The organism is Microbacterium sp. NPDC089320 (assembly GCF_040684875.1).
Taxonomy (GTDB): domain Bacteria; phylum Actinomycetota; class Actinomycetes; order Actinomycetales; family Microbacteriaceae; genus Microbacterium.
The window spans coordinates 18,784-38,817 of the sequence record NZ_JBFBGY010000007.1 but is presented as its reverse complement, the minus strand read 5'-3'; the positions used below and the strand labels follow the sequence as shown (position 1 = coordinate 38,817).

Genomic DNA, 20,034 nt, shown 5'->3' with positions numbered 1-20,034 from the left:
TGTGCGGCCAGCAGCGCTGAGGAGATCCTCCAAGGACGGACTCTGATCGACGCGCGTCATCCTGCTCGCGACTCCGCGATGATCTCGTCGATCTCCGACGTTATGCTCTCGATCTCCGCGCCGGCGTCTATGAGTGCCGCTTCGTTGTCTTCAAGCATCGAGCTCTCTCGGGCCCACAGCGCGTCGTAGAACGCTTCGGTGAAGCCCGACGAGTCTCGGCACTCGGCGTCGGTGGTTGCCAGGTCGATCTCTTCAGCGGTGGGCTCCGTGATGGGGCTGTCGATGCTCGCGCCCAGCCCAAGGCGCTGACGAACGGACTCGCTGGGCATCTCGATCGGCGTCGACGGGAGGTCTTCGATGCCGACATCGGCCATGCAGTCGTTCCATGCGGCAGCGGACTCGAGAACAGCGGGGTCCTTGCTCGCTCCGGAATACGCTGCGGTGGCCAGACCTGATGTGAAGTTCATCAGATTGTTGCTGTATCCAGGGCTGACGGTGGCAGGGTCGTCGCGACACGCCAAGAACACCTCGTCCTCGGACGGCGTCGACGCTTGACGCTGGAATTCGTCCCACGCCTGGAGGCCGGCAGGGCGCTGCTGCGAAGGCTCGTGGTAGCCGTACGTCTGGGCGATCTTCAGATCGAACCACTTCCGAACCGTGGCGTCGGAGCCATACGCCGCGTCGATGTCCACGTATGGAACGGGATCGTCGATCCCTTTGGCGGCGAGGCAGTCATCGACGGTGAGTGCCGCGGCGTATGCCGCCTTCGTCAGCTGGACATCCGAGAGGAGATAGGGATCCAAGGGGAGGGCCCATCGAACGATGTCCTTGCCTTCGCCATCCACGGCGCTTGTGTGCTGGTCCGAGCTTGCGGGCCCACACGCGGCCGCCACGCTGACGGTGGCGGCCGCGGCGATGACGCCGACGGCCCGGCAAGCGAGTGTGAGCTGCCTGGGTCGCCTCATGATACTCAGACGAATCTCGCGGCGTTGGGGTCCCAGGCAAGTCCTTGGACGATTCCGGAGCTGTTCTCGATGTTTCCATCGCCCTGGTTCGTGTTGAGGCAGACCGAGGAACCGCCGTAGCCGCCGGTGGCGGTGTCGTAGAAGCACGCGACCGAGTAGCGACCGTTGTTGAACCAGGAGTCTGCCGTGTTGCCGGCGTTCACCGAGGTTCCGGCGTAGTTGTAGCTCGTCATCGGCGTGACGTAGTACTCGAACCACAGCACGCCCGCATAGCTGCCGTTCGTGTTGAAGTCCGGATCGTCCCAGACGCAGGCCCTGCCGAGGCTGCAGTAGCTCGGGGCGGCGCTGGCAGGCGCCGCGAACCCGAACAGAGCGACCAGCGGAGCTGCCAGAGCGATCAGAGTGATGGCGATCCTTCTGCGCCTGCTCTTGCCCTCAAGTGGTGTCGTCATTGTCATTCCTCTCGAACCAGAACGCGGAGTTGTCCGCTACGTGGGTTGTTTCCGAAATCGCGGCGTTCGTTTCGACGGAACGGATATATTCCTCGCGCCTCACGATCTGTAACAGAATCTGAAACACATCGCCCGTGTGCGGAAATGAAGAATTCAGGGGCGCTGCGGGAGGGGGCACGCTGGTGAATCAGTTCCCGGAGTTCTATCGGAAGCACTATCGGTTGATCTTGACTGTGGCTCAGCAGCGACTCGGCGGGAGAGCCGATGCGGAAGACGTGACGGCCGAGGTGTTCCGCGTCGCGTGGGCCCGGCATGACGACGGCACAGCGATCACGCTGCCGTGGTTGTATACGACACTTCGCAACATGATCGGCAACGAGTACCGGCGTCAGGGGCGCCTCGGCTCTTTCGTCTCCGACGCCGGTCCGATCCTCACCGGGGATGACAGTTTCGGGCCGGCGACGGACGACGCCATCGAGGTGCGACGGGCTCTTCGCAGGTTGCCGGAGGCCGACCGCGAGCTCTTGTATATGACCTACTGGGAGGAGCTCTCGCGAGCGGAGATCGCAGCGATCCTCGGTGTCAGTGCGATCGCAGTGCGGATTCGACTGATGCGTGCTCGAGAGCGATTCAGGCACCTGCTTCCACGCGAAGACGACATTCATGACGAGGAGGTGGTCAGCGATGGACGAGTGTGAACGACGCATCCGTGCGGCGCGCCCCGAGAGCGGGCATCGCACCCTGCCGCTCACAGATCGAGCGGAGCACGAACTGGCGGAGCTGGTTTCCGCGAGACAGCTCACCGCCCAGGATCTCCGCCGGACGAGACCCGCCGCAGACGCCGAACAAGCCGGACGTACCGCGCGCCCGGTGAGCGGCAGGCTGATGTCGCTGGTGGTCGCCACTGCCGCGGCGGTGGCTGTCGTCGCTGTCGGGCTGACGCCGTTCTTTCCGACTGCTCCGACGTATGCCGCGACTCCGCCACTGCTCGACGTATCTCCGGTTTCCCAGCCGCGGGAGGAGCTGCTCTTGGACCTGAGCCAGAAAGCGATGCGCGACGCCGAGAGTCCGACACCCGACCCCGGGGTCACGAAGATCTCGGCTCAGGCGTGGTCGCTCGTCGTGATGTCAGACGGCGAGCGCCAGACCGCGAATGTAGTGAACCTGGATTACGACATCACAGTTCAGCCTGACGGCGCAGTGCACCAGGTCGTCACGGCAGGACCGTCCGTCGACGCCGACGACCGACCAGTGACTGAGGGCGTCCCTGCTCCCGGTGAGCTCATGTCCGAGGAAGAGTGGTCAGCGGGCAGCCCGGAGCTGCGCTTCACAGAACCTCTGCCACCCGAGAGCGACCAGCTCCCCGCCTACTTCGCCGAGGCGTATGAGACCGCAGAGCTTCCCGATGCTGCCTTGATCATCACTTCGGTCGCCGAGCTCATGCGGCAGCGTCAGCTCTCACCGGCAGAGGAAGCCACGGTGCTGGAGTACTTCGCGCGTGACGCCGATCTCACCGTCGTCGGGGCGGTGACTGATCGGTTGGGCCGTGATGCGATCGCCTTCTCGGCTGTGCACGAGGAAGACTCCTCGTACGAGGAGTATCTGCTCGTCGCCCCCGACAGCGGCAGGATCCTTGCGGTCGAGACGCACTACATCGCGCGGGGTCGTACTGACATCCCTTCGCCGTCGGTCACGGGATATTTCGCCTGGCGCAGATGACGCGTCCCCTCGCCGGTCTCCGGGGAGGCGGGCTTCGATACGTGCGGACGGGTGATGCGGACTCGAGATGCGCGACCCCGCGCCAATGCGTCCCGGTGTCGGATGCAGCGGTTAGGCTCAGTAGACGATCTCAGGATCCCCCTAGGAGGACGCGCATGGCCCGTATCGGCGAAAGCGCTGACCTGTTCAAGTGCTCATTCTGCGGAAAGAGCCAGAAGCAGGTGCAGCAGCTCATCGCAGGACCCGGTGTGTACATCTGCGACGAGTGCGTCGAGCTGTGCAACGAGATCATCGAGGAGCGGATGGCCGAGTCCTCCGCCGACGGCACGGCGGACTTCGAACTCCCCAAGCCCCGCGAGATCTTCTCGTTCCTCGAGGAGTACGTCGTCGGACAGGAGCCCGCCAAGAAGGCGCTGGCCGTCGCGGTGTACAACCACTACAAGCGCATCCGCGCGCACGGCACCCTCCAGACGGCCGAGCAGAAGGCCGAGAGCGTCGAGATCGCGAAGAGCAACATCCTGCTCATCGGACCGACCGGATGCGGCAAGACGTATCTGGCCCAGACTCTCGCGAAGAGGCTCAATGTGCCTTTCGCGGTCGCGGACGCCACGGCACTCACCGAGGCAGGCTACGTCGGTGAGGATGTCGAGAACATCCTTCTCAAGCTCATCCAGGCAGCCGACTACGACGTCAAGCGCGCAGAGCAGGGCATCATCTACATCGATGAGGTCGACAAGATCGCCCGCAAGGCGGAGAACCCGTCGATCACTCGCGACGTCTCCGGTGAGGGCGTGCAGCAGGCGCTGCTGAAGATCATCGAGGGCACTGTCGCCTCGGTGCCTCCGCAGGGCGGACGCAAGCACCCGCACCAGGAGTTCCTGCAGATCGACACGTCGAACGTGCTGTTCATCGTCGCGGGTGCGTTCGCGGGCCTCGAGGACATCGTGTCGGCCCGCGTCGGCAAGCACGGCATCGGGTTCGGCGCCCCGCTGCACGACAAGGGCAAGGATCTCGACCTGTTCAGCGAGGTGCTCCCGGAGGACCTGCACAAGTTCGGACTGATCCCCGAGTTCATCGGCCGACTTCCCGTCGTCACGAATGTGTCGCCGCTCGACCAGGATGCCCTCATCGACATCCTCACCGGTCCGCGCAATGCGCTTGTGAAGCAGTATCAGCGCATGTTCGAACTCGACGGCGTTCAGCTCGAGTTCGAAGACGCGGCGCTCCGCTCGATCGCCGACCTCGCGGTCGAGCGCAAGACCGGCGCTCGCGGCCTCCGGGCGATCCTCGAAGACGTGCTGGGTCCGATCATGTTCGAGATCCCGTCGGCGGAAGACGTGGCGAAGGTCGTCGTCACCCAGGCGGCCGTCGATGAGGGCGCTCCGCCGACGATCGTGATGGAGCGCAAGCGCAAGAGCGCGTGAGTCACCTTCCCTCGCCCTGGCGAGTGGTCGACAGCGAGCTGGTCCGGGCAGACCGCTGGATTCGCGTACGCGCTGACGACTGCGTCGACGAGCGGGGACGATCCATCGCTCCGTACTACGTGCTCGAATATGGAGACTGGATCTCCGTGCTCGCACTCGATCGCGACGGTCACGCCATCGTCGTCGAGGAGTATCGTCACGGTGCGGGGGTCGTCGCGATCGGAACGGTCGGTGGCGGCGTGGAGACCGCAGAGTCACCGCACGCGGCTGCGATGCGAGAGCTGCGGGAAGAGACCGGGTACGAGCCCGAGGAGATGATCGACCTCGGATCCACGTGGGCCAACTTCGGCAACCACACCAACCGAGTGCATCATTTCCTCGCTCGCGGTTGCACGCGAGTCGCCGAGCAGTCGCTCGGTGACAGCGAGGCTATCGCGGTGCACATCGTTTCTCTCGATGGCCTCGGTGATCACCTCGCGCAGAGCTATCACCAGCTCACCTGGTACAAGGCGATGGACTTTCTGGATCGATGACGTCAGGCGTCGCGCGACCCGATCACGCCTCGAGTCCGCGTCGCTTGAGCAACGGCGCGATCTCCGCGTCGCGTCCGCGGAAGTCGCGGTAGGCGTCGAGCGGGTCCTTGGACCCTCCGACTCCGAGGAGACGTGAGCGGAACCGGTCGCCGTTCTCTCGGGTGAGTCCGCCGTTGGCGCGGAACCAGTCGACCGTGTCGGCGTCGAGCACCTCACTCCAGATATACGAGTAGTAGCCGGCGCTGTATCCGCCCGAGAAGATGTGCGCGAAGTAGGTCGATGAGTAGCGGGTCGGCACCACGGGGTCGTCGAGTCCGATGTCGGCGAGGGCCGCAGCTTCGAACTGAGCCACGTCGGGGATCTCCGCGTTCGCGCTCGCGCGGTGCCATGCCTGGTCGAGCCATGCCGCGGCGAGGTACTCGCTGGTGTCGTGTCCCTGGTTGAAGGTCTCCGTCGCACGCAGCCGCTCGACGATTGCCGGATCGAGCGGCTCTCCCGACTCGTGGTGCCGTGCATAGTTGTCGAGGACTTCGGGCCACAGGATCCACATCTCATTGACCTGGCTCGGGAACTCCACGAAGTCGCGGAAGACATTCGTTCCCGCGAAGTGCGGGTAGGTGACGACGGCGAAGAGGCCATGCAGAGCATGGCCGAACTCGTGGAAGAGCGTCGTGACCTCGTCGAGAGTGAGCAGCGTCGGCTCGCCGTCTGCGGGCAACGGCACATTGAGGTTGTTCACCACGACGGGCAGCGTCCCGCGCAGGCGCGACTGGCTCACGATCGGGTTCATCCATGCGCCTCCGCGCTTCGAGTCGCGCGTGTAGAGGTCGAGCACATAGAGGCCGACCGGGCTGCCGTCGGCATCGTTCACCTCGAAGACGCGCGCACCCGGGTGATATGCGCGGAGATCTCGCCGCTCGGAGAAGGTGACCCCGTACAGTTCCGTTGCGGCGAAGAACACGCCGTCCTGCAGCACGCGTTCGGCCTCGAACCACGGGCGCAGCGCGCTCGTGTCGATCGCATACCGGGCAGTACGCACCCTCTCGGTGTAGAACGCCCAGTCGTGAGCGTCGATCGAGAACGGGCTCGCTTCGGTCTCGTCGACGATCGCCTGCAGAGCTTCCTTCTCGGCACGGGCGTTGCGTGCAGATGGCGCGGCGAGCTCGCGCAGCATCCGTTCGACCGCGTCGGGCGTGCCGGCCGTCTCATCTGCCGTCACATAGGCGGCGTGCGAAGGGTAGCCGAGCAGCGCCGCTCGCTCGGCGCGGAGGCGCACGATCTCCGCGAGGACGGGACGGTTGTCGTTCGCGTTGGCGCGGGATCCGCGCGACTGCGAGGCGGCCATGATGCGGCGCCGCGATTCGCGGTCACGGAGCTGTGCGAGATACGGGTGCCCGGTGAACAGTGGGAGCGAGATGACGAAGCGTCCGTCGAGGCCACGATCGGCCGCCGTGCGAGCCGCGGCGGAGAGCTCCCCGCTGCTCAGTCCCTCGAGCTCGTCGGCGGAGTCGAACACCACGGCGAGATCGTTCGTGTCGTTCAGGAGATTGCGCTCGAAGGTGCTGCTCAGAGTCGACAGCTGCTGGTTCAGGGCGGTGAGTCTGCTCTTCGCCTCGTCGTCGAGGGCGGCACCTGCGTGGGTCATCTCACGGTGGTGCCGTTCGACGAGGTATCGCTGCTCGTCGTCGAGCTCGAGATTGTCGAGGCGGGCGTGCACGTGCTGTACGCGGGAGTAGAGCGCAGTGTCGAGGGTGATGGCGTCCTGGTGGGCGGCCATGAGGGGAGCCAGCAGTTCGTCGATCTTCTGGATCTCCGGTGTCGCGTCGGCCGATGACACGGTGTAGAACGCGTGCGCGACACGATCGAGTACCTCTCCTGAACGTTCCACCGCTTCGATGGTGTTCTCGAAGGTGGGCGTCGAACGCACCGTCGTGATCCGCGCGATCTCCCGGAGGTGCTCGTCGAACGCGACCTGGAACGCCGGAAGGTAGTGCTCGGGCCTGATCGCGGCGAAGTCGGGAAGACCATAGGGGAGCGCGGACGGCTGAAGCAGCGGATTCGATGCATCGGTCATCCTCTGAGCCTAGCCATCACCCGCTGGAGCGCCTCGACGACGAGTCGCACGGACTGGCGCCTCAGGTTCTCGGGGCGGGCGAGGACGTCGATCATCCTGTGCGTGCTGACTCCGCGCAGCGGAAGCCTCACGATGTCGCGGTCATCGACGGTGCGGGTCGTATAGCGAGGCAGCATTCCGAGGACCCCTCCTGCGGCGACCACGGCGGCGACCGCCCCGTAATCGTTGATCCGGTGGCGGATCTCGACGGGGCGTCCGGCGACCGCGGAGACAGCGCGCAGCACGTCGTCGGGGGAGTAACCGATGCGACTGGTGACCCACGGGCTGTCGACGACGTCGAAGGACGTCACCTGTGCGCGCGCGGCGAGCGGGTGCGATGCGGCGACCGCGACGTCGAGCGGTTCTCGCACGAGCGCGAGACTGCGCACGCCGTCGGTGGGCCAGGGCGGCGAATGCTCCATGCGATGAGCCAGCACGAGGTCATAGCGGGCGGTGAGCGCGGGGAACTCGCTCTGCGCCACGTCCTCATCGGTCAGCTGCACGGTGGGCGCTGACGCCGACGTGTCGAGCTCGCGGACCAGCGACCCGAAGAGCGCCTGACCGACGCTGTGGAATCCGCTGATCTTCACCACTCCCGCGCTGTCGTTCTCGAAGTCGTCGAGCGCGCTGCGGGCGGCGGCCATCGCGTCGATGGCCTCGGCGCCCGCAGTCGCGAGCACCTCGCCTGCTGCGGTCAATGCGAGGCGGCGGCCGTCCTTGCGGGTGAGTGGGGTGCGGAACCCCCGCTGGAGAGCGGCGAGATGCTGCGACACGGCTGAGGGAGTGACGTTCAGCGTCTCGGCGACGGCGGTGACGCTGCCCAGGGCTCCGAGCTCCCGCAAAATCTGCAGTTGATGCAATTCCACGACAACAGATTAGCGCCTACTACATCGTGGGTGCAGAAAGTTCCCGTGGTTCTACATCGTCTCATGCGGTGGAATCGACGTATGAAGGCACTGTTCAAAGCCGAACGCGCAGCCGGTCTCGAGCTCGTCGATCGCCCGGAGCCCACGGCGGACGCCGATGAGGTCGTGATCCGTGTGATGCGCACCGGGATCTGCGGCACTGATCTGCACATCCGTCGCTGGGACGACTGGGCCGCATCCGCGATCGACGCTCCGCTGATCCCCGGCCACGAGTTCTACGGAGAGGTCGTCGAAGTCGGACCGCTCGTGCATGACATCACCGTGGGAGATCGCGTCTCGGGAGAGGGGCACATCGTCTGCGGCACGTGTCGGAACTGTCGTGCCGGTCGTCGGCAGATGTGCATCCGCACGATCGGACTCGGACTGCAGCGCGACGGAGCCTTCGCGGAGTTCCTCGCACTTCCCGCCGCCAACGTCTGGGTGCATCACGCCGATGTCACCCCGGAGCTCGGAGCGATCTTCGACCCGCTCGGCAACGCGGTGCACACCGCGCTCACGTTCCCGCTCGTCGGTGAGGACGTGCTCGTGACCGGATGCGGTCCGATCGGCCTCATGGCCATCGCGGTCGCTCGGCATGCGGGGGCGCGCTTCATCGCAGCGACCGACGTCAGTGCGCCTCGCCTCGAGATGGCGCGTCTGATGGGCGCCGACGAGGTCGTCGACGTCTCGGTCCGCGACATCCGCGACGCGCAGCAGTGCCTGGGCCTGCGCGAGGGTTTCGACATCGGCTTCGAGATGAGCGGGGCGGCATCCGCGCTGCCGGCGATGATCGACAACATGAACCACGGAGGGCGGATCGCGATGCTGGGTCTGCCCGGCACCGGGTTCGAGATCGACTGGGGCAAGCTCGTCACGCACATGCTCACCATCAAGGGCATCTACGGACGCGAGATGTTCGAGACCTGGAATGCGATGGGGGCGATGCTGCAGACCAGCGCCACCCTGCGCGATTCGATCGGACGGGTGATCGCCGATGTGATCCCCGCCAGGGACTGGGAGCAGGGCTTCGCGGCCGCGGAGTCCGCCGGGACGGGAAAGATCATCCTCGATTGGACGGAGCTGTGATGTACGGGACATTCCAGAAGCATGTGGCAGGGGAACTCGCCGGGATCGAGGCTGCGGGCCTCACGAAGCACGAGCGCGGCATCCGTGGGCCGCAGAGGGCGGAGATCACTGCGGACGGTGCGGGGGTGCTCAACTTCTGCGCGAACAACTACCTCGGTCTCGCCGATGACCCGCGGATACTGGATGCCGCGACCGCGGCTCTGCAGGAGTGGGGATACGGGCTCGCCAGCGTCCGTTTCATCTGCGGCACCCAGGAGCAGCACCTCGAGCTCGAACGACGGCTCGCCGGCTTCCTCGGCACCGAGGACTCGATCCTGTATTCATCGTGCTTCGACGCCAACGGGGGCGTGTTCGAGACCCTGTTCAGCGCCGAGGACGCGATCATCTCGGACGAGCTGAACCATGCATCGATCATCGACGGGATCCGCCTCTCGAAGGCTCGCCGTCTGCGATACCGCAACCGCGACATGGCCGATCTCGAGGCGCAGCTGCAGGCGGCATCCGACGCCCGCTTCCGTGTGGTCGTGACCGACGGCGTGTTCTCGATGGACGGCTACATCGCACCTCTCGCCGAGATCTGCGATCTCGCGGATCGCTATGACGCGCTGGTCTTCGTCGACGACTCGCATGCGGTCGGCTTCGTGGGGGAGAACGGTCGTGGCACGCCCGAGTTCTGCGGCGTGGCGGATCGGGTGGACATCTACACCGGCACCTTCGGCAAGGCGCTCGGAGGAGCCTCCGGCGGTTACGTCGCCTCCCATGCGGACGTCGTGGCGCTGCTGCGCCAGCGATCGCGTCCCTATCTGTTCTCCAACACTCTCGCTCCTGCCATCGTGGCAGGCACGCTGACCGCCCTCGACCTGGTCGAGCGCTCGGTCGATCTGCGTGTGCGTCTGCGCGACAACGCCGCGCTGTTCCGTGAACGGATGACGGCCGAGGGCTTCGACCTGCTGCCGGGGGAGCATCCGATCGTCCCGGTCATGTTCGGCGACGCGGCTCTCACGGCGCGCATCGCGACGGAGATGCAGGCGCAGGGCGTCTACGTGACCGCGTTCAGCTTCCCCGTCGTTCCGCGCGGTCTGGCGAGGATCCGAGTGCAGCTGTCGGCGGCGCACACGTCGGAGCAGATCGAGAGATGCGTGGCTGCCTTCGTCGCAGCGCGCGCCATCGTCGCCTGACGGTCTCATCACCCGACCACGGGGCCGCAAATACTTCTTTGCAAAGAAGTGCTTGCAAAGAAGTATTTGCAAGTGTATCTTTGCTTGCATGGCAGACGACGAGCAGTTGCGACGACTCGATGCCGGGGCGCTCAAGGCTCTGGCCCACCCGCTGCGTGTGCGGATCTTCGATCTCCTGAGTGCGCACGGGCCGCAGACGGCGAGTTCACTCGCTTCGATGCTGGGGGAGACCTCCGGGTCCACCAGCTATCACCTGCGCACCCTCTCGGCGCACGACCTCATCCACGAGGTGGAGGGGCGCGGCACGGCGCGCGAACGATGGTGGGAACTCCCCGAGGGGCGCATCGACATCCCCGGCCCGAGCCAGAGCATGTCGCCCGCGAATCGCGCTGCCGCGCAGATCGTCTCGTCGGAGTTCTTCCGCCTGAGGCACGAGACGCTGATGTCCTATGTGAACCGGCCCGACACGGAGGTGCCCGAGGGGTGGAAGGATGCCGGCCTGATCGCCACGACTCTGCTCGAGATGACCCCCTCGCAGATGGAGGACCTCAAGGGCGAGCTGATGGCCGTCATCGACGGTGCGGTCGGGCGGTATCGCGGTCAGACCGGGCCCGACGTCCGCCGCGTGTCGATGCGTACCGAGCTCTTCGATCTTCCCGCGACGGGGCCGGTGCTCTCCGACGCCACCGGAACGGACGAGGAGCGATCATGACCAGCGCGACCATCCGTCTCGTCGCCCCCACACGGGCGGAGCGGAAGCTCCTCGGCCTCGCCGATCTCCTCACGGGATTCGTCGAGCATCGCATCGAGCGCCGGGCCCAGCGACGGGTCCTCGCTCTCGACCTCCTGCGGGAGCAGCAGACCAGAAGACAGGATCCGCACGCGGTCGATCACATGCTCGCGCAGGTCGGTCTCCCTCGCCGCTGAGCTCTCCGACCACAGGGAAGCCCCCTGCCGCACGAGCGGACAGGGGGCTTCGTCGTCAGAGTCCGATCAGTCCTCGAACGGACGGGCGATCACGTCGCCCGTTCCCGTCTGCACGACCTCCCAGCCCGCATCGAGTTCTGCGATCGCGCGGCCTTCGAGCCACGTGAGCGTCCAGTGTCCGCTGAGACCGCGCGATTCCACCTCTGCGATCGCCGGTCGAAGCGCGGCAGGAACGGATGCCGGCGGCTCCGCACCCGTCGCCCACCGCGTGCCGAGCTGCATCATGCCCCCTCAGCGGGAGCGAGCTCGATCGCGGTGACCGCGAACTCGTCGGCCTCGGTGAACTCGAGGTCGGCGATGCGTCCGACGGCCTTCAGGTCTTCGGCGGCGGCACGGAGGGCGTCGAGTTTGGCCGCGGGTGCCGCGATCGCCGCGCGAGAGACCGGGGTCTTCTGCGAGGCCTTCGCCTCGGTCTTCGCCCGACGGATGCCGATCAGCGCCTCGCTCGCGGCGGACAGCACGGCGGTGTCGCCCTCGATGCCGAGCGGCTTGGGCCACGTGGCCGTGTGCACCGAGCCCTCTTCGAACCACGACCACACCTCTTCGGTCGCGAACGACAGGATCGGGGCCAGAAGGCGCAGCAGGGTCGACAGCGCCAGGCGCAGTGCGAGCGCCGCGGACGCCTGCCCCACATCGTTCTGGTTGTAGGCACGCTCCTTGACGAGCTCGAGGTAGTCGTCGCAGAAGGTCCAGAAGAATGCCTCGGTGACCTCGAGTGCCTTGGCCTGGTCGTAGTTCTCGAACGCCGTGGTCGCCTCGGCGATCACCGAGTCGAGCCGCGTCAGCATCGAGGCGTCGAGAGCGTGCGTCACCTGCGCGCCCTCGGGAACCGGGAACGACAGCACGAACTTCGCGGCGTTCAGCACCTTGATCGCCAGGCGGCGGCCGATCTTCACCTGCGTCGGGTTCTGCGGGTCGAAGGCGGCATCCATTCCCAGGCGGCTCGAGGCGGCCCAGTAGCGCACGGCATCCGATCCGTGGGTCTGGAGGATGTCTGCGGGCGTCACCACATTGCCCTTCGACTTCGACATCTTCTTGCGGTCGGGGTCGACGATGAAACCGGAGATCGCGGCGTTGCGCCACGGCGCGCGCCCGTCTTCGAGGGTCGAGCGCAGCATGGTCGAGAAGAGCCAGGTGCGGATGATGTCCTGACCCTGGGGGCGAAGGTCGAACGGCGCCGTGAGCTGCCACAGCTCCTCGTCGCGCTGCCATCCGCCGGCGAGCTGCGGGGTGAGCGACGAGGTGGCCCAGGTGTCGAGGATGTCGGCCTCGGCCTCGAAACCGCCGGCCACACCACGCTGGTCCTCGGAGTACCCCTCGGGCACGTCCGTCGTCGGGTCGATGGGGAGACTCGCGTGGTCTGGGGCGATCACCCGGTCGTAGTCCCGCTCGCCGTTCTCGTCGAGTCCGTACCACAGCGGGATCGGCACGCCGAAGAAGCGCTGTCGCGACACGAGCCAGTCGCCGGTCAGACCCCCGACCCAGTTCTCGTAGCGAACCCGCATGAAGTCGGGGTGCCACGCCAGCTGCGTGCCGCGCTCGAGCAGCTCGTCACGCAGCTCGGTGTCGCGCGCACCGTTGCGGATGTACCACTGGCGGGTCGAGACGATCTCGAGAGGGCGGTCGCCCTTCTCGAAGAACTTCACCGCGTGGTTGAACGGCTTGCCGACGGCCGTCATGTCGCCGGTCTCCTGCAGCTTCTCGACGATGGCCTTGCGGGCAGAGAACACCGTCTTGCCCGCGAGCTCGGCGGCGTACCAGTCGACCGCGTCAGCGTCCGCGACGATCGACGGAGCCGCGGGGAGGAAACGGCCGTCGAGGCCGATCGTGGTCATGTTCGGGAGGTGGCCGCCCGCGGTCGTGCGCAGCTCGCGCCACCAGATGATGTCGGTCACATCGCCGAAGGTGCAGACCATCGCCGCACCCGTGCCCTTGTCGGGCTGTGCGAGGTGGTGGCCGTGGATCTCGATCTCGGCGCCGAAGAACGGCGTGCGCACCTTCGTGCCGATCAGGTGCTTGTGCGGGCCCTCGGGGTGGGTCACGATCGCGATGCATGCGGGAAGCAGCTCGGGGCGAGTGGTCTCGATCGTGATCGAGCCGGACCCGTCGGCGAAGGGGAAATCGATGGTGTGGTAGGCGGCCTGCTGGTCGCGATCCTCGAGCTCCGCCTGGGCGATCGCGGAGCGGAAGTCGATGTCCCACAGGGTCGGTGCCAGCGACTGGTAGGCCTCGCCGCGCTCGAGGTTGCGCAGGAACGCGAGCTGGCTCTGACGGATCGTGTCGTCCGAGATGGTCCGGTACGTCTGCGTCCAGTCGACGCTGAGGCCGAGCTGGCGGAAGAGCGCCTCGAACTGCTTCTCGTCTTCGATCGTCAGGCGTTCGCACAGCTCGATGAAGTTGCGACGGCTGATGGGCACCTGGTCGGCGGCGCGGCTGGACTTGTTGTCTCCGCCTTCGAAGGGCGGGGTGAAGTCGCTCTGGTAGGGGAGCGTCGGGTCGCACCGCACGCCGTAGTAGTTCTGCACGCGGCGCTCGGTGGGCAGGCCGTTGTCGTCCCAGCCCATGGGATAGAACACGTTCTTGCCGCGCATGCGCTCGAAGCGCGCCTTGACGTCGGTGTGCGTGTAGGAGAACACGTGGCCGATGTGCAGGCTTCCGGATGCGGTCGGCGGGGGAGTGTCAATCGAGTAGACGCCCTCGCGGCCGGACTCGGCGGCGCGGATGCGGTCGAACAGGTATGTGCCCTGCTCGGACCACGCGTCACCCCACTTCGCTTCGAGACCTTCGAGTGCGGGCTTGTCGGGAATAGCGGACATGAAGGTTCTCCTCGAGCGATGTATGCGGCACTGTGTGAGCGTGCCTGAGTGTGGATTGTGTCCCACAGTCTAATCGTCCCTGCCGCGAGGCGCCGCCCGGCGCCACTGCCACCGCAGAAGACCTAGACTTGGATCCAGTCCAAGAACCGTCGTGTTCGCGCCCCTTCCGCCTTCCCTCCCGAGGACCAGCATGCCCATCCCCTTCCTGCGCCGCGTGATCCCGCTCGCCGCCACCGTCGCCGTGAGCGCCCTTGTGCTCAGCTCCTGCGCCACGCCGTCGTCCGAGTCCGACGGAGGCGAGCTCGTCTGGTCGATCGAGGGTGCGAACCTCTCGGCCGGACACATGGATCCGCAGGTGAGTCAGCTCGATGTCTCGGGCATGGTGCAGCGCGCGGTGCTCGACTCGCTGATCTACCAGGAGGAGGACGGCTCGTTCAGCCCGTGGCTGGCGAAGGAGTGGACCGTGTCGGGCGACAGCACCGAGTACACGTTCATCCTCCGTGACGACGTGACGTTCACCGATGGCGAGCCCTTCGATCCTGAGGCGGTCAAGGCGAACTTCGATCGCATCGTGGACCCCGAGACGGAGTCTGCACAGGCGGCGGCGATGCTGGGAGCCGATTTCTACGAGGGCACGGAGGTCATCGACGAGCACACGGTCACGGTGAGCTTCACCCAGCCGTATGCGCCGTTCCTGCAGGCGGCCAGCACGCCGCAACTCGGGTTCTACTCGCCGGCCGTGCTCGCCGAGTCCGCCGACCAGCTCAAGGCCGGGGGTCCCGACGTCACGGTCGGGACCGGTCCGTTCGTGCTCACGGAGTACACGCCCGATCAGGAGCTCGTGTACACGCGGAACGACGACTACGCCTGGGGTCCGCACGGCGACGATGCGGCGAAGGTCGAGACGCTGCGCGTCGAGATCCAGCCTGAGGCCTCGGTGCGCACCGGCGTGATGCAGAGCGGCGAGGCCGATCTCGCGAGCAACATCCCCCCGAACCTCGCGGGTGAACTCGGCGACGGCATCACCGTGGACTCGATCGAGTACCCCGGCCTGCCGTATTCGCTGTACCTCAACGAGAAGTACGGTGTCTTCGCCGACGAGAAGGTGCGCCAGGCATTCGCCCGGGGAATCGACGTCGACGCGGCGGTCGACGAGATCTTCTTCGGACAGTTCCCGCGCGCGTGGAGCGTGCTCGGATCGACGACCCCCGGCTATGACGCCTCGCTCGAGGGCAGCTGGCCCTTCGATGCGGAGGCGGCGAACGCCCTCCTCGATGAGGCGGGGTGGACGGAGCGCGACAGCGACGGCATCCGCATGAAGGACGGCCAGCGCCTGTCGGCCCGCTGGATCGCGTGGACGCCGGTTCCCGACGACCGTGCCGCTCTGGCGAACGCCGTGCAGTCCGACCTCAAGGCGATCGGTTTCGAGGTCGTGCGAGAGGTGCTGGAGCCCGGCGCCTACAACGAGCAGTACGGTCCGAAGACGTTCGACCTGACCGACTGGGGATTCTCCGGCGTCGACCCCGACTTCCTGCGTGCGCACCTGCACACCGAGGGGTTCCAGAACGCCTCGCAGGTGGCGGATCCCGAGATCGACGCTCTGCTCGACCAGGCCGTCGCCTCGAGCGACCAGGACGAGCGCAACGGCATCTACACGCAGCTGCAGGAATGGAACGCCGAGTACACGGCGATCGTCCCGCTCTACAGCCCGTCGGCCATCACCGCCGTCGGCGAGCGCGTCAGCGGTCTCGACTACGACCTCTACGGACGGCCGCTGTTCTACGACGTGAGCGTCGACTGACCGTTGCACCGTCGAGCGCCCTTCGGCAGATCGCTGCGGTATCGTTCGTGAGCGAGCGCCGCCTGCCGAAGGGCGCCCGGGAACTGTCGAGAGGGCGCCACCGGTGAAGTCAGCGCTCGTCCGCATCGCCGGTCTCGCGGCCTCGGTCGTCATCGTGCTCTGGGGCGCTGCGACGCTCGTCTTCCTCGCGTTCCGCGTCATCCCGGGAGATCCGGTGTCGGTGATGCTCGGGCCGCAGGCTCAGGTCAGCGAGGCGGTCAAAGACGGCATCCGCGCGGAGCTCGGCCTCGACAGGCCCCCGTTCGAGCAGTATCTGACGTTCATCGGTCAGCTCGCCCGGGGAGACCTGGGCGAGTCGTATCAGCTCCGAATGCCGGTGACCGAGGTCATCGGCCGCCAGCTCGGGGCGACCCTGCAGCTCTCGGCGCTGGCTCTCGTGATCGCCGTGCTGCTCGCCCTCGCCGTGGCTCTGCTGGTGCGCGGCCAGACAGGACGAGCTGTCGCCGCCGGTATGGAGCTCGTCATCCTCTCGTCGCCGGTGTTCTGGATCGGACTGATCCTGCTCAGCGTCTTCGCATTCGGACTCGGCTGGTTCCCTGTCTCGGGTGCCCGCAATCCGGCGACGATCGTGCTGCCGGCCATCACCCTCGCGCTTCCCGTGGCTGCGCTGCTCAGCCAGGTGCTCCGGGACGGACTGGTGCAGGCCGAGCGGATGCCGTTCGCCGAGACCGTGCGGGCGCGGGGGGCGAGCGCGTCCTGGTTCACATGGCGGCACGGACTCCGTCACGGCGCCGCGAACGCCGTGACGCTGGCGGCCTACCTGACCGGGTCGGTGCTGGGCGGAGCCGTTCTCGTCGAGACCGTGTTCGCCCGTGCGGGCCTCGGCCGTGTCACCCTTGCGGCGATCACGAACCGCGATCTCCCGGTGATCACCGGGATCATCCTGCTCAGCGCCATCGTCTTCGTCATCGTGAACCTCGTGATCGAGCTGCTGCATCCGCTCATCGATCCGCGGCTGCGCGCCCGACGGGGAGGTGCACGGTGAGGCGCGCGCAGACCGCGCTGCTCTGGTGCGCGGCGGCTGTGCTGCTCGTGCTCGCGTTCGTCGCGGTCTTCCCGGGTGTCCTCGCCACGCATGACCCTCTCCAGACCGACGTGCGCGCATCGCTCCTGCCTCCCAGCACCGAGCACCTGTTCGGCACCGACCAGAGCGGCCGCGATGTGTACTCGCGGGTGCTCTACGGCGCGGGACGGTCGATCGGCATCGGTCTGCTGGCCACGGGCATCGCGCTCGCCGTCGGGCTGCTCATCGGCGCGCTCGCCGGGCTCGCTCCGCGGGGAGTCGATGCGACGCTCATGCGGGTGAACGACGTGCTCATGGCCTTCCCGGAGTTCCTCGTCGCGCTCGTGGTCGTGGCGGTGCTCGGACCCGGACCGGTCAACATCGCCGTCGCCGTGACGCTCGCGGCGGTCCCCGTCTACATCCGGCTCGCGCGGGTGCAGACGCGCACGCTCCGCAGCGCCGAGCATGTCGAGGCCGCCCGCATCCTCGGTGTGGCTCCCGTGCCCGCCTTCGTCCGTCACGTGGTGCCGGGCGTGCTCGGGTCCCTGAGCGTGCTCGCGACGATCGGCATCGGTTCCAGCATCCTCGCCGCGGCCGGGCTCAGCTTTCTCGGCCTCGGTCCTTCGGAACCGACTCCGGAGTGGGGCCTCATGCTCGCGGGGGGACGCAACGTGCTCGGACAGGCCTGGTGGATCGCGGTGTTCCCTGGGATCGCGATCACGCTGACCGTGATCTGCGCGACGATCGTCGGTCGGGTCCTGCGAGCCAGAGCAGAGGGGCGGACGACGTGAGCGCGGCGCTCGAGCTGGAGGGACTCCGCATCGACTTCGGTGGAACGCCCGTGATCGACGGGGTGTCGCTGTCGGTCGCGCGGGGCGAATGCGTCGCGATCGTCGGTGAGTCGGGGGCCGGCAAGTCGCTCACGGCCCGGGCGCTGCTGGGGCTGACCCCTGCCGACGCCCGCGTGCGGTTCGAGCGGCTCGTCATCGACGGGACGGATGTCGCGCGGTTCGGGGAGCGGCGGTGGAGATCTCTCCGCGGCGCGGGCATCGCGCTCGTCTCGCAGGACGCCCTCGTCTCGCTCGACCCTCTGCAGCGTGTGGGCTCGGAGATCGCCGAACCGCTGCGCCTCCACCGTCTCGAGTCAGGCCGAGCGGTGCTGCGCGACCGGGTGCAGGAGCTGCTGCACCGTGTCTGGATGCCGGATGCCGCCCGCAGAGCGCGGCAGTACCCGCACGAGCTCTCCGGAGGTCTCAGGCAGCGTGCGCTGATCGCCTCGGCGATCGCCGCCGAACCCGCGATCCTCGTGGCGGACGAGCCGACCACGGCTCTCGATACGACCGTGCAGGCGCGGATCCTCGGGCTCCTCCGCGACATCGCAGACGCCGGCACCGCGATCGTGTTCATCAGCCACGATTTCGCGGCCGTTCGCCGGATCGCCGATCGGGTGCTGGTCATGCGCAACGGTGTGGTGGTCGAATCCGGGCCCGTCGAGCAGGTGCTCGACGATCCGCAGCACGCATACACGCGGCAGTTGATCGCCGCCACGATTCACGAGCCCCGGAGGATCTCGACCGAGGAGATGACGCCCGTGCTCCTCGCGACCGGCCTCGGCAAGACGTTCGACGAGTTCGCCGCGGTGACCGAGGCGTCGTTCGCGGTTCACGAGGGGCGCACACTGGGGATCGTCGGCGAATCGGGGTCAGGCAAGACCACGCTCGCGCGAATGATCGTCGGCGTCGAGGGACCCGACCACGGCGCACTGCGGTGGATCGGGGATCACCGCGTGCAACTCGTGCACCAGAATCCGCTCGGCGCGTTCGATCCTCGATGGACCATCGGGCGGTCGCTGCGAGAGGCGCTCGCCGCCGGCGGTGTGCCTCGCGCGCTGCGGGCCTCGCGAGTGTCCGAGCTTCTCGCCGAGGTCGATCTCGACCCCGTGCTGGCGACTCGTCGACCGATCGCGCTGTCGGGCGGACAGCGACAGCGAGCGGCGATCGCACGGGCATTGGCGGCGGAGCCTGACGTGCTCGTGCTGGACGAGCCGGTGTCGGCCCTGGACCCGTCGGTGCGGGAGCGTGTTCTCCAGCTGCTGCTGCGCCTGCGGCGCGAGCGTCGGCTGACCATGATCTTCGTGTCGCACGACCTGGATGTCGTTGGCGCGGTCGCCGACGAGGTGCTCGTGATGCAGGACGGCGTCATCGTCGAGCAGGGCTCGGTCACCGACGTGTTCGAATCGCCCCGGCATCCGTTCACCCAGGAGCTGCTCGACGCGAACCGTCCGGTCAGTCCCTGACCTGGATGCCGATCCCCGCGGCGAGCACCGGTGCCAGCTGCTGCACCTGAAAGCTGGTCAGTGTCGTGCCGCGGAGGCTGTTCGTGTCGAGGAACGCCGACGCGTCGAGCCCACGCAGGTCGACGTGCGTGGCACGCATACCGCGCGAGTCGACCTCGTCGGAACGCGTGTCGACGAAGCGCACGCGGGTGAGCTCGGCCTGAGGCATGTCGATGGTCCGGATGCTGCACGCGGTGATCTCGACGTCGGCGGCCTTCGACGCCCCCAGGTTGAGGTAGTCGATCCTCACGTCTCGCAGCTCCACTTCGTCGATGCGCGCGCTGCTCAGATCCAGCGTGCCGATGCGTCCGCCGCTGATGCGCACACGACGGATGCCGGCATCCCGCATCCTGAGCGATGCGATGCGCACGTCCGACATGTCGACATCGATGAGGGTGGCGCCGGTGAGGTCGACCGAGTCCGCGTCGGCGGTGATCGTGCACTGCTCGAGTGATGCGTGCGCGAGATCCGCGGTGACCTCGAGGACGAGCCGCGCGGCGAGCAGATCGGCGCTTCGGCGCGGGCTCGCGCGCTCGAACTCCCGGGGGAGGTCGGGCGGTGAGACGCGGGGAGCCGCGGGAGATTCGGGGGAGCGGGCCATGCTTCGAGGGTAGGCCGTGGGTGCGACATCGCTTCCGGTCCGTCGGTCGCGATCTG

Annotated in this window: 19 protein-coding genes; 12 read left to right on the top strand and 7 right to left on the bottom strand. The window is 67.2% G+C overall.

Features of this window, described 5'->3' with window-relative positions:
- Positions 1 to 56 precede the first annotated feature (56 nt).
- Both AB0N61_RS16925 and AB0N61_RS16920 read right to left on the bottom strand, forming a co-directional pair.
- On the bottom strand, positions 57 to 845 hold the full coding sequence (locus AB0N61_RS16925) for a hypothetical protein (protein WP_363365512.1): 789 nt from the start codon (positions 843 to 845) through the stop codon (positions 57 to 59).
- A 125-nt stretch (positions 846 to 970) separates the two neighbouring features.
- Positions 971 to 1,417, bottom strand: a complete 447-nt coding sequence (locus AB0N61_RS16920) for a hypothetical protein (RefSeq protein ID WP_167942670.1) — start codon at positions 1,415 to 1,417, stop codon at positions 971 to 973.
- Between the two features lie 182 nt (positions 1,418 to 1,599).
- Between AB0N61_RS16920 and AB0N61_RS16915 the strand changes: the two genes are divergently transcribed.
- The 4 genes from AB0N61_RS16915 to AB0N61_RS16900 all read left to right on the top strand — a co-directional run bounded on the left by AB0N61_RS16915 (position 1,600) and on the right by AB0N61_RS16900 (position 5,093).
- Positions 1,600 to 2,115: a sigma-70 family RNA polymerase sigma factor gene (locus AB0N61_RS16915; RefSeq protein WP_363365511.1), complete on the top strand. Its 516-nt coding sequence runs from the start codon at positions 1,600 to 1,602 to the stop codon at positions 2,113 to 2,115.
- A gap of 172 nt (positions 2,116 to 2,287) precedes the next feature.
- Positions 2,288 to 3,136, top strand: coding sequence for a hypothetical protein (locus AB0N61_RS16910; protein ID WP_363365510.1), 849 nt, complete (start codon positions 2,288 to 2,290; stop codon positions 3,134 to 3,136).
- A gap of 155 nt (positions 3,137 to 3,291) precedes the next feature.
- Complete coding sequence (clpX, locus tag AB0N61_RS16905; protein ID WP_167942673.1) at positions 3,292 to 4,560, top strand: ATP-dependent Clp protease ATP-binding subunit ClpX; 1,269 nt, start codon at positions 3,292 to 3,294, stop codon at positions 4,558 to 4,560.
- Complete coding sequence (locus tag AB0N61_RS16900; protein ID WP_363365509.1) at positions 4,557 to 5,093, top strand: NUDIX hydrolase; 537 nt, start codon at positions 4,557 to 4,559, stop codon at positions 5,091 to 5,093. Before clpX ends, AB0N61_RS16900 begins: the two co-directional genes overlap by 4 nt.
- A 22-nt stretch (positions 5,094 to 5,115) precedes the next feature.
- Here the strand turns inward: AB0N61_RS16900 and AB0N61_RS16895 are convergent, their stop codons facing one another.
- Both AB0N61_RS16895 and AB0N61_RS16890 read right to left on the bottom strand, forming a co-directional pair.
- Positions 5,116 to 7,167: a M3 family metallopeptidase gene (locus AB0N61_RS16895; RefSeq protein ID WP_363365508.1), complete on the bottom strand. Its 2,052-nt coding sequence runs from the start codon at positions 7,165 to 7,167 to the stop codon at positions 5,116 to 5,118.
- A complete protein-coding gene (locus AB0N61_RS16890; protein WP_363365507.1) occupies positions 7,164 to 8,072 on the bottom strand; it encodes a LysR family transcriptional regulator in 909 nt (302 codons plus the stop codon). Before AB0N61_RS16890 ends, AB0N61_RS16895 begins: the two co-directional genes overlap by 4 nt.
- An 81-nt stretch (positions 8,073 to 8,153) precedes the next feature.
- Here AB0N61_RS16890 and tdh point away from each other — a divergent pair, with 81 nt between their 5' ends.
- The 4 genes from tdh to AB0N61_RS16870 all read left to right on the top strand — a co-directional run bounded on the left by tdh (position 8,154) and on the right by AB0N61_RS16870 (position 11,302).
- The gene (tdh, locus tag AB0N61_RS16885) at positions 8,154 to 9,197 is read left to right on the top strand and encodes an L-threonine 3-dehydrogenase (protein ID WP_363365506.1); all 1,044 of its coding nucleotides are present in this window, start codon (positions 8,154 to 8,156) and stop codon (positions 9,195 to 9,197) included.
- Complete coding sequence (locus AB0N61_RS16880; protein WP_363365505.1) at positions 9,197 to 10,375, top strand: glycine C-acetyltransferase; 1,179 nt, start codon at positions 9,197 to 9,199, stop codon at positions 10,373 to 10,375. The genes tdh and AB0N61_RS16880 overlap by 1 nt, the downstream gene beginning before the upstream one ends.
- A gap of 88 nt (positions 10,376 to 10,463) precedes the next feature.
- Positions 10,464 to 11,087, top strand: coding sequence for a helix-turn-helix domain-containing protein (locus tag AB0N61_RS16875; protein ID WP_167942679.1), 624 nt, complete (start codon positions 10,464 to 10,466; stop codon positions 11,085 to 11,087).
- The gene (locus AB0N61_RS16870; protein WP_363365504.1) at positions 11,084 to 11,302 is read left to right on the top strand and encodes a hypothetical protein; all 219 of its coding nucleotides are present in this window, start codon (positions 11,084 to 11,086) and stop codon (positions 11,300 to 11,302) included. Before AB0N61_RS16875 ends, AB0N61_RS16870 begins: the two co-directional genes overlap by 4 nt.
- Positions 11,303 to 11,368: 66 nt before the next feature.
- Here the strand turns inward: AB0N61_RS16870 and AB0N61_RS16865 are convergent, their stop codons facing one another.
- Complete coding sequence (locus tag AB0N61_RS16865) at positions 11,369 to 11,584, bottom strand: hypothetical protein (RefSeq protein ID WP_167945042.1); 216 nt, start codon at positions 11,582 to 11,584, stop codon at positions 11,369 to 11,371.
- Complete coding sequence (valS, locus tag AB0N61_RS16860) at positions 11,584 to 14,178, bottom strand: valine--tRNA ligase (RefSeq protein WP_363365503.1); 2,595 nt, start codon at positions 14,176 to 14,178, stop codon at positions 11,584 to 11,586. Before valS ends, AB0N61_RS16865 begins: the two co-directional genes overlap by 1 nt.
- A 190-nt stretch (positions 14,179 to 14,368) precedes the next feature.
- Between valS and AB0N61_RS16855 the strand changes: the two genes are divergently transcribed.
- From AB0N61_RS16855 to AB0N61_RS16840, 4 genes are all read left to right on the top strand, one after another.
- Entirely contained in the window at positions 14,369 to 15,979 is a 1,611-nt protein-coding gene (locus tag AB0N61_RS16855; protein WP_363365502.1) for an ABC transporter substrate-binding protein, read from the top strand.
- Positions 15,980 to 16,082: 103 nt separating this feature from the next.
- Entirely contained in the window at positions 16,083 to 17,024 is a 942-nt protein-coding gene (locus AB0N61_RS16850; RefSeq protein ID WP_167942683.1) for an ABC transporter permease, read from the top strand.
- The gene (locus AB0N61_RS16845; RefSeq protein ID WP_363365500.1) at positions 17,021 to 17,833 is read left to right on the top strand and encodes an ABC transporter permease; all 813 of its coding nucleotides are present in this window, start codon (positions 17,021 to 17,023) and stop codon (positions 17,831 to 17,833) included. Before AB0N61_RS16850 ends, AB0N61_RS16845 begins: the two co-directional genes overlap by 4 nt.
- The gene (locus AB0N61_RS16840) at positions 17,830 to 19,338 is read left to right on the top strand and encodes an ABC transporter ATP-binding protein (protein WP_363365499.1); all 1,509 of its coding nucleotides are present in this window, start codon (positions 17,830 to 17,832) and stop codon (positions 19,336 to 19,338) included. Before AB0N61_RS16845 ends, AB0N61_RS16840 begins: the two co-directional genes overlap by 4 nt.
- Here the strand turns inward: AB0N61_RS16840 and AB0N61_RS16835 are convergent.
- Positions 19,328 to 19,978 (bottom strand): pentapeptide repeat-containing protein, encoded by a 651-nt coding sequence (locus AB0N61_RS16835; RefSeq protein WP_363365498.1) that lies wholly within the window; start codon positions 19,976 to 19,978, stop codon positions 19,328 to 19,330. The genes AB0N61_RS16840 and AB0N61_RS16835 overlap by 11 nt on opposite strands.
- Positions 19,979 to 20,034: the final 56 nt, after the last annotated feature.

Excerpts from the sequence above, each read along its gene's own strand:
- clpX (WP_167942673.1), top strand. The coding sequence starts at position 3,292 with ATGGCCCGTATCGGCGAAAGCGCTGACCTGTTCAAGTGCTCATTCTGC.
- valS (WP_363365503.1), bottom strand. The coding sequence starts at position 14,178 with ATGTCCGCTATTCCCGACAAGCCCGCACTCGAAGGTCTCGAAGCGAAG.
- AB0N61_RS16895 (WP_363365508.1), bottom strand. The coding sequence starts at position 7,167 with ATGACCGATGCATCGAATCCGCTGCTTCAGCCGTCCGCGCTCCCCTAT.
- AB0N61_RS16870 (WP_363365504.1), top strand. The coding sequence starts at position 11,084 with ATGACCAGCGCGACCATCCGTCTCGTCGCCCCCACACGGGCGGAGCGG.
- AB0N61_RS16865 (WP_167945042.1), bottom strand. The coding sequence starts at position 11,584 with ATGCAGCTCGGCACGCGGTGGGCGACGGGTGCGGAGCCGCCGGCATCC.
- AB0N61_RS16855 (WP_363365502.1), top strand. The coding sequence starts at position 14,369 with ATGCCCATCCCCTTCCTGCGCCGCGTGATCCCGCTCGCCGCCACCGTC.
- AB0N61_RS16880 (WP_363365505.1), top strand. The coding sequence starts at position 9,197 with ATGTACGGGACATTCCAGAAGCATGTGGCAGGGGAACTCGCCGGGATC.
- AB0N61_RS16835 (WP_363365498.1), bottom strand. The coding sequence starts at position 19,978 with ATGGCCCGCTCCCCCGAATCTCCCGCGGCTCCCCGCGTCTCACCGCCC.
- AB0N61_RS16875 (WP_167942679.1), top strand. The coding sequence starts at position 10,464 with ATGGCAGACGACGAGCAGTTGCGACGACTCGATGCCGGGGCGCTCAAG.
- tdh (WP_363365506.1), top strand. The coding sequence starts at position 8,154 with ATGAAGGCACTGTTCAAAGCCGAACGCGCAGCCGGTCTCGAGCTCGTC.
- AB0N61_RS16920 (WP_167942670.1), bottom strand. The coding sequence starts at position 1,417 with ATGACGACACCACTTGAGGGCAAGAGCAGGCGCAGAAGGATCGCCATC.